Genomic DNA, 7,940 nt, shown 5'->3' on the forward strand with positions numbered 1-7,940 from the left:
TGTGGTTATAGTCGTGCTACAAATTGCAACTCCTAGGAAATAACAACAAGCAAACTTCGAGGCAAAGGACGCCTCAAAATTTGCTAGCAGTTATTTCTACGGAGTAAGACGCAATTTTTCGCACTGTGGTTATAGCTTGTAAATCTGGGTAACACTGGTATAATTAGTTTTGGAATACTCAAGCGTTACCACTGTAGTTATAGTGGGACGTAGAAAATTTTAAAGAGGTATTATTAGATGAAAGTAAGAAAAGCAGTTATTCCTGCCGCTGGTTTAGGGACACGATTTTTGCCGGCAACTAAGGCTTTGGCTAAAGAAATGCTACCGATCATTGATAAACCAACGATCCAATATATCATTGAAGAAGCTAAAAAATCTGGGATCGAAGACATCTTGGTCGTAACGGGTAAGGGTAAACGTCCGATCGAAGACCACTTTGATTCAGTTCCTGAATTGGAACAAAACTTAAAAGAAAAGGGTAAGACGGATCTGTTACGTCTGGTCGAACAAACGACTGATATCAACTTGTACTTTATCCGCCAATCCCACCCACGTGGTTTGGGTGATGCAGTTTTAATGGCCAAAGACTTTGTGGGCAATGAACCATTTGTGGTCATGCTTGGTGATGACATCATGGAAGACAAAGTACCATTGACAAAACAATTGATGAATCGCTACGAGGAAACACATGCTTCAACTTTAGCTGTAATGAAAGTGCCACATGAAGAAGTTAATAAGTATGGCGTCATCGACCCAACTTCTGAAACTAAACCTGGCTTATATGATGTTAAACAATTCGTTGAAAAACCAGATGTTGATAAAGCCCCATCTGATTTGGCGATCATTGGGCGTTATCTATTGACGCCAGAGGTCTTTACGATGCTTGAAACACAAGAACCAGGCGCTGGTAATGAGATCCAATTGACCGATGCGATCGATCGCTTGAACAAGATCCAACGTGTATTTGCACATGAGTTCAAGGGTCAACGTTACGATGTTGGTTACAAGTTTGGCTATCTTAAGACTTCGATCCAATTTGGTTTGCGTCACCCAGAAGTGCAAGCTGAATTGAAAGAATATATCAAAGAATTAGGCAAGACACTTAAATAGTCGAAAAAGCTGGGATCGATCCCAGCTTTTTTGATTTCAGCTGAGGGGAGGAATTTTAGATGACACGTAAACATCATCACGGCAAACACAGTCGACGTGGTCTAGCGTTAGCGTTGAAAATAGGGGCAACTATGTTAGTTGTATTATTGGTATGTATTGTTGCATGGAAAAACGAGACGATCCACAGTAGATTAGTTAGTGCTTTTGGCGATAATGAAAGATTGCAAAAAGTAGAATATGACAAGCAACGAGCCCTAGCTGCTAAAAAATATGGTTCTTCAACAAAAGAGGTGCCAAAAGCATCAGCTAAGACTGATAAAGCGTCTGTCAAAGCAAACACAAGTCAAAGTTCAACTGTGACAAATAGTACAAGTGAGCGTTCAAGTTCTAAGTATGGCACGTATACGGTCCAGGAAGGTGACTATCTCTCGACGATCGCAACCAAATACAATACAACGGTCCAAGAACTGATGGAGTTAAATGCTCTTGAGAGTTCACGGGTAGCTGCGGGAGAAACGCTTAAAGTCCCAATAAAAAATCAACAACAAACGTCAACGCGTAGTGCCGAAACAGAGTAATGAGGATGTAATGGAATTTAAGACAGTTAGACAAGAGTTGGATGCTTTCTACAAAATTGCGAGTAAAAATTTTAAACGCGCTAATATCAGTAATACTGCGATCGTGATCGCCTATTATACTTTAGTTGCGATTTTTCCGATGGTCATTTTTATCGGAAATATTTTGCCATTATTGCATATCAAAGCTAGTGAGATCTTGCCTTATTTAGAGATGGCAGTTCCAAAAGCTGTTTATACCACCCTCGGACCCTTATTAGAAACTTTTTTGAGCAATGGTTCTTCAGGGGGAGTCGCCTCAGTCAGTGGGATCATCTCCGTTTGGGCAGCTAGCCGAGGGATAAATGCCTTAAAGAAAGCTTTCAACGAAGCCTTTGGAGTTGGAAATGATCAAGGGATCTTCACCCAGCGGATCTTATCATTTTTGATCACGATCTTCATCGGTGCGCTGTTGGTGATCGCTTTTGTCGTATATAGTTTTGGGCAACTAGTTTTAGAATACTTCATACCGATCTTTAGCTTGCCCTTAGATTGGCTGACGACTTTTACTCAATTGAAATGGCCAACGACACTGTTAGGGATCTTTTTGATCATGTGCTTATTGTACTTGTTAGTTCCCAATGCAAAGGTCCATTTACGCTATCTTTGGGTCGGCGCTTTATTTTCGACACTAGGCTGGATGCTTTTGACCCAAGGCTTTAGTTTTTATGTCCGTTACTTTGCTCGGTCGGTGTTGAGTTATGGAACGATCGGAACATTTATCGTATTGCTATTTTGGATGAACTATAGTGCTTTGGTGATCATGGTCGGCGCAGTTATTAATGCGACTTTAGAAGAGCGCAAATACGGTACGATCCGTTCTAAACGAACCTTAGATCACTTTAATGATAGTTCAGTCAAGCGTTTTTTTAATTGGAAACATAGATCTAAATAAATTAAATGCCAGCTGCTAAAACGGCTGGCATTTAGTTTATTCTGCGGTGATCTCAGCTAGATAACGTTCGATTTCACTCAAGGAAAAGCCTTTACGGTAAAGTGCTTGCTTTAATTTGAAGAAACGCTCTGGTTGGGGATAACGTTGGTAGCGACGTAAAAGTTTAGCGCCTTGTTCACGGAGAGCCTCAAGTTGAAGCGTATCATCTTTTTTAAGGGCTAATTCTTCGAGGACCAAACTGATCGTCTCGCTGCTAAAGCCTTTAGTTACAAGATGCTGATAGAGTTTATTTTTCAAAGCTTGAAAGGCCAGTTTTTTATTTTTGGCGACAAATTTTTCGGCCAACTTAAGTGCAGTCTGGACTTGTTGCTCAAAGCTAAATTCAATGAGAGCTTCATTGATAAATTCTTCAGCGACGCCTTTTTGTTTGAGCTTTTGAGCGATCACAAATGGTCCTTTATCAGTTGTATTAGCCGCTGTGCGGACGTAACTTTTAGCATAAGCCAAGTCATCTAAGAGATTTAACTCGACTAATTTAGAAATGATCTGGTTTTGATCATTTTCAGGAACTTCAAGTTTAGTTAAATAGATCTTGATCTCTTTTTTAGTCCGTAATTGATAGCTGAGATGATCTAAAGCTTTATTGTAGGCCTTAGAGAGCAGGTCGGCTTGCTGTAAGTGTTCGATCATTTCTTCATCAAGTTCGAGGCCCTTAGCGAGACGATATTTGATCAAAACGTCTTCGCTGACCGGAAAGGCGTATTTACCGTCTAAATAGATATTGAAACGCCCGGCTTTTTTTTGCGTCGCGATCGCAGTGATTTTTTTAGCCATCAATTTTCCTCTTTTCTAATGATGTTACTACTATCTTAGCTTAATGTGTTATAATTTCAAAGATAAAAAATGGAAGGAATTTTAGAGTGAAACGAGTAAAGCCCAAAATGGCCTCTGGGGTCAGATTGAAAAAAGACCAAAAAATTGTTGTGACGATCAAGCGTTTAGGTATAAATGGTGAAGGTATCGGATATTATAAGCGAAAGATCGTCTTTATTCCTAAAGCTTTACCAGGCGAAGTCGTCTTAGCCAGTGTGACAGAAGCTAAAGAAAAATATGCCAAGGCGCGTTTGTTAAAGATCAAACAAGAAAGTCCAGCTCGAGTTCAACCAGTCGATAAATATGATGTTGGTGGGATCGAACTTGAACATTTAGCTTATCCAGCTCAATTGGAATTTAAACAAGATGTGATCGCCCAGGCTTTAGCTAAGTATCGCCCAGCTGGGTATAAAGAATATGAGCTACGCCCGACTTTGGGAATGGCTGATCCTTATCACTACCGCAATAAAGCTCAATTTCAGGTGCGTAAAAATAAAGCAGGGCAAGTTATTGCCGGCTTATATAAAGAAAATAGCCATATTTTAGTCGATCTACCGACTTTTGCGACACAGCGCGACTTGACGATGAAAGTAATAAATACGGTTCGAAAGTTACTAGAAAAATGGCAAGTTTCGATCTACGATGAACGTAAGAATCAGGGAGCAGTTAAAACTTTAGTTGTCCGGGAATCCTTTGCAACGAAAGAAGTTCAGCTTGTTTTCATAACACGAACGGCGCAATTGCCCCGCAAAAATGAAATGTTGACTGAGATCAAGCAGTTATTACCTGAAGTTGTGTCAGTGATGCAAAATATCAATCCCCAGAAGACATCTTTGATCTGGGGCGAAGAAACGCAATTATTGATGGGAAAAGAAAGTATCACTGAAAGATTAGGTGATGTAAGTTTTGAATTGTCAGCGCGCGCCTTTTTCCAAATGAATCCACTACAAACTAAGGTCTTATACGATGAGGTCAAAAAAGCTTTAGCACTATCGCCAAACGAGACTTTAGTCGATGCTTATTGTGGAGTAGGTACGATCGGATTATATGTGGGTAAGGAGGCAAAAGAGATCCGTGGAATGGATATCGTGGCCGAAGCTGTGGCTGATGCAAAAATAAATGCCAAAAAAGCTGGGCGCAATGCCATTTATACGACGGGTAAAGCGGAAACAGTCATTTTAAAGTGGCTCAAAGAAGGATTTAGCTTTGATGCCTTAGTCGTTGATCCCCCACGCACAGGTTTAGATGAAGCTTTGATCAAGGCGATCTTAAAATATCGCCCAGCTAAGTTTGTCTATGTTTCATGTAATCCTTCGACTTTGGCCCGTGATCTAGTTGCGTTGACCAAAGCCTATCGCGTTGAATATATTCGCTCAATCGATATGTTTCCGCAAACAGCGCGGGTTGAAGCAGTCGTTAAATTAGTTAGACGCGTTTAGTAAAAATGGTGTTCAAAGAATTATGGTCCCAGTTATATTGTCATAGGCATTTTCTGTAATCTTTGGTATAATTAAAATGATATTGGTGTAACTACACCCTTGTTTATAGAAAGCAGGAAGTTATATGCGTCATTCAAATGGGCCAAAGGAAGGCGAGTTTATTACGATCAAGAGTTATAAACACGATGGTAGCCTACATCGGACATGGCGCGATACGATGGTACTTAAGACAAGTGAAAATGCTTTGATCGGATGTAATGATCACACTTTAGTTACAGAAGCTGATGGAAGGCGTTGGGTCACCCGTGAACCAGCTCTGGTTTATTTCCATAAGCACTACTGGTTTAACATTGTGGCGATGATTCGTGATAACGGGGTCTCCTACTACTGTAATCTAGCCTCACCGATGGTTTTAGATAAGGAAGCTCTCAAATATATAGATTACGATCTGGATGTAAAAGTATTTCCTAATGGCGAAAAACGTTTGCTCGATGTAGATGAGTATGCTGAGCACAGTGCTAAATGGAAATATCCGGCTAAAACGGATTTGATATTAAAGCATAATGTTAAGACACTAGTCGATTGGATCGAACACGGCAAGGGACCGTTCTCAAAAGAATATGTCGAGATTTGGTATAATCGCTATTTAGAATTGTCGCGCCGGCAGTAATTGCCTGTTTATAACCATTTGGGGCTGTGATAGAGGTCGCAGTCCCTTTTTTTATATCCAAAGGTGGGGAGACCAAAAGAAACAGAAAGGAAAAGTTATGTTTAATAAAAAAAGACGTTATCGTTTGATGTATTGGTCACTTGAGTTGTTGTTGGTCGCATTGTTGATCTTTGTTTGTACCCAGATAGGTTTCATTTTCCAACCGATCGGGATATTCATTTCAACGATCTTTGCGCCAGTATTGATCGCGGGTTTCTTATTTTATGCGCTGAATCCCTTGGTCAATTTGCTTACTAAAGTCCAGTATAAAAGGTTTAAGATCGGGCGCACTTTGGCAGTGACGCTCGTCTTTCTCTTGTTCTTTGCTTTGATCGGTTTGGCAGTTGCTTATTTAGTCCCTAAATTAACGACCCAGGTCGAACAATTAGTCGCACGGACACCTAAGTATTTAAGTGAGCTTCAAGCATACTTAACTGAACTAGCACGGAATTCTAAACGACCAGATTGGGCCGATAAGATCGATATGACTGAATACATCAATAATATCAAGGGCTCAGTCAATGGTATCTTGAAGAACTTTATGGGCTCATTGACCTCAAGTTTGGGTTCAATGATCGGTGCGGTAACAAGTATCACAATGACGATCGTAACGGTTCCTTTCGTGCTCTTTTATATGCTAAAAGACGGACCAAAACTTTTGCCAAATATAAAACGCATGTTACCTGACAAACAAGCTGATGTTATCGGTGATCTATTGGTAAAAATGAGTGATACGATCGCCAAATATATTTCAGGTCAAGTGATCGAGTGTTTGTTTGTCGGAACATTTTCAGCGATCGGTTATGGCTTGGTCGGGATCCCATATGCACTTTTGATCGGAATGTTTGCCGGGATCACGAACATCATCCCGTATCTTGGACCTTATATCGGACTGGTGCCCGCGATCTTTATCGCCCTTTCAATGTCATTTAAAGAAGTTATCTTAGTGATCGTTGTCTGTGTGGTCGTCCAACAGATCGATGGTAACCTAGTTTATCCAAATGTGATCGGTAAATCATTAGATATCCATCCGTTGACGATCATTATGATCTTATTAGCGGCTGGTAACATTGCAGGATTATTAGGGATGATCTTGGCGATCCCACTTTATGCGGTCTCAAAAGTCGTTGTGACTTATGTTTACGACATTATCAAACTCCAAAATAGCGATACGGATGCTTAAGTGTCTAAGTTGCCAGTGACCACGATTTGTGGTATTTTGAAATTGTATTGAAAATATCTTATAAATAGGGATGTATATTTTATGACAAAAAAAATAGCAGTATTAGGTGCCGGTTCGTGGGGTAGTACACTTGCGAGCGTTTTAATTGAAAATGGACATGATGTCACACTTTACACAAACGTTGTCGAACAGGCGGCAGAGCTTAATGAAAAGCATACAAATGAACAATATATGCCTGGCTTTAAGTATTCAGAAAAACTACGGGCAACGACAGACTTGGAAGAAGCTTTAACTGATACCGATGCAATTTTATTTGTTGTACCAACTAAAGTAACACGTTTGGTGGCTAAACAAGTCAAAGAAGTTTTAGCTAAATTAAAACAGCGTCCAATGGTGATCCATGCCAGCAAGGGTCTAGAGATCGGGACTCATAAACGGATCTCAGAGATCATTCATGAAGAATTGACCGATCAGTATTGTTCAAGTATCGTCGTCTTGTCTGGTCCTAGCCACGCCGAAGAAGTAGCGCGACATGATATCACGTTGATCACAGCTGCTAGCGAAGAAGAAAAAGCCGCTAAGCAAGTCCAAGACATGTTTACTAATAACTACTTACGGATCTATACCAATACCGATGTGGTTGGTGTCGAAACAGGGGCTGCTTTTAAGAACGTCATCGCGATCGGAGCTGGTATCTTACATGGTTTAGGTTATGGTGATGATGCTAAAGCAGCTTTGATGACACGTGGGTTAGCCGAAGTTGCACGTTTAGGTATGGCTTATGGAGCTAGTCCGTTGACCTTTATGGGTCTTTCTGGTGTCGGTGACTTGATCGTCACATGTACATCAGTGCATTCTAGAAACTGGCGCTGTGGTGATCAACTTGGCCAAGGCAAGCCACTTGATGAAGTTATTGAAGATATGGGCATGGTCATTGAAGGGATCAATACCGCTAAAGCAGCCTATGATCTTTCACGTGAAGAACACATTGAAATGCCGATCACAGAAGCTATCTACAATGTTTTATACAATAAAGCTGATATCAAAGAAGAGATCAGTAGTTTGATGACCCGCGATAGTAAATCTGAAGTTATCGGAAAACGCAAATAAACCTAAA

General features: G+C 40.5%; 8 protein-coding genes. 7 read left to right on the forward strand and 1 reads right to left on the reverse strand.

All coding sequences use genetic code 11. From position 1 onward, the window contains the following. Window positions 1-237 precede the first annotated feature (237 nt). The 3 genes from galU to LMU01S_RS09240 are packed head-to-tail and all read left to right on the forward strand — an operon-like array spanning window position 238 to window position 2,619. Window positions 238-1,110, forward strand: coding sequence for a UTP--glucose-1-phosphate uridylyltransferase GalU (gene galU, locus LMU01S_RS09230; protein ID WP_004051476.1), 873 nt, complete (start codon window positions 238-240; stop codon window positions 1,108-1,110). 59 nt (window positions 1,111-1,169) lie between these two features. Then, the gene (locus LMU01S_RS09235) at window positions 1,170-1,688 is read left to right on the forward strand and encodes a LysM peptidoglycan-binding domain-containing protein (protein ID WP_056959154.1); all 519 of its coding nucleotides are present in this window, start codon (window positions 1,170-1,172) and stop codon (window positions 1,686-1,688) included. Window positions 1,689-1,698: 10 nt separating this feature from the next. Further along, window positions 1,699-2,619: a YihY/virulence factor BrkB family protein gene (locus tag LMU01S_RS09240; RefSeq protein ID WP_056959153.1), complete on the forward strand. Its 921-nt coding sequence runs from the start codon at window positions 1,699-1,701 to the stop codon at window positions 2,617-2,619. 36 nt (window positions 2,620-2,655) lie between these two features. Here the strand turns inward: LMU01S_RS09240 and recX are convergent, their stop codons facing one another. Then, window positions 2,656-3,453 (reverse strand): recombination regulator RecX, encoded by a 798-nt coding sequence (gene recX / locus LMU01S_RS09245; protein ID WP_056959152.1) that lies wholly within the window; start codon window positions 3,451-3,453, stop codon window positions 2,656-2,658. A 107-nt stretch (window positions 3,454-3,560) separates the two neighbouring features. Between recX and rlmD the strand changes: the two genes are divergently transcribed. From rlmD to LMU01S_RS09265, 4 genes are all read left to right on the forward strand, one after another. After that, window positions 3,561-4,931: a 23S rRNA (uracil(1939)-C(5))-methyltransferase RlmD gene (gene rlmD, locus LMU01S_RS09250; protein ID WP_056959151.1), complete on the forward strand. Its 1,371-nt coding sequence runs from the start codon at window positions 3,561-3,563 to the stop codon at window positions 4,929-4,931. A gap of 124 nt (window positions 4,932-5,055) precedes the next feature. Further along, on the forward strand, window positions 5,056-5,601 hold the full coding sequence (ntdP, locus tag LMU01S_RS09255; protein WP_004051486.1) for a nucleoside tri-diphosphate phosphatase: 546 nt from the start codon (window positions 5,056-5,058) through the stop codon (window positions 5,599-5,601). A gap of 97 nt (window positions 5,602-5,698) precedes the next feature. Then, window positions 5,699-6,823, forward strand: a complete 1,125-nt coding sequence (locus tag LMU01S_RS09260) for an AI-2E family transporter (protein ID WP_056959150.1) — start codon at window positions 5,699-5,701, stop codon at window positions 6,821-6,823. An 81-nt stretch (window positions 6,824-6,904) separates the two neighbouring features. After that, window positions 6,905-7,933 carry an NAD(P)H-dependent glycerol-3-phosphate dehydrogenase gene (locus LMU01S_RS09265; protein WP_056959149.1) on the forward strand — a complete coding sequence of 343 codons (1,029 nt, stop codon included), beginning with the start codon at window positions 6,905-6,907 and terminating at the stop codon, window positions 7,931-7,933. Window positions 7,934-7,940: the final 7 nt, after the last annotated feature.

The sequence above is a fragment of the Ligilactobacillus murinus DSM 20452 = NBRC 14221 genome, assembly GCF_001591685.1.
GTDB lineage: Bacteria > Bacillota > Bacilli > Lactobacillales > Lactobacillaceae > Ligilactobacillus > Ligilactobacillus murinus.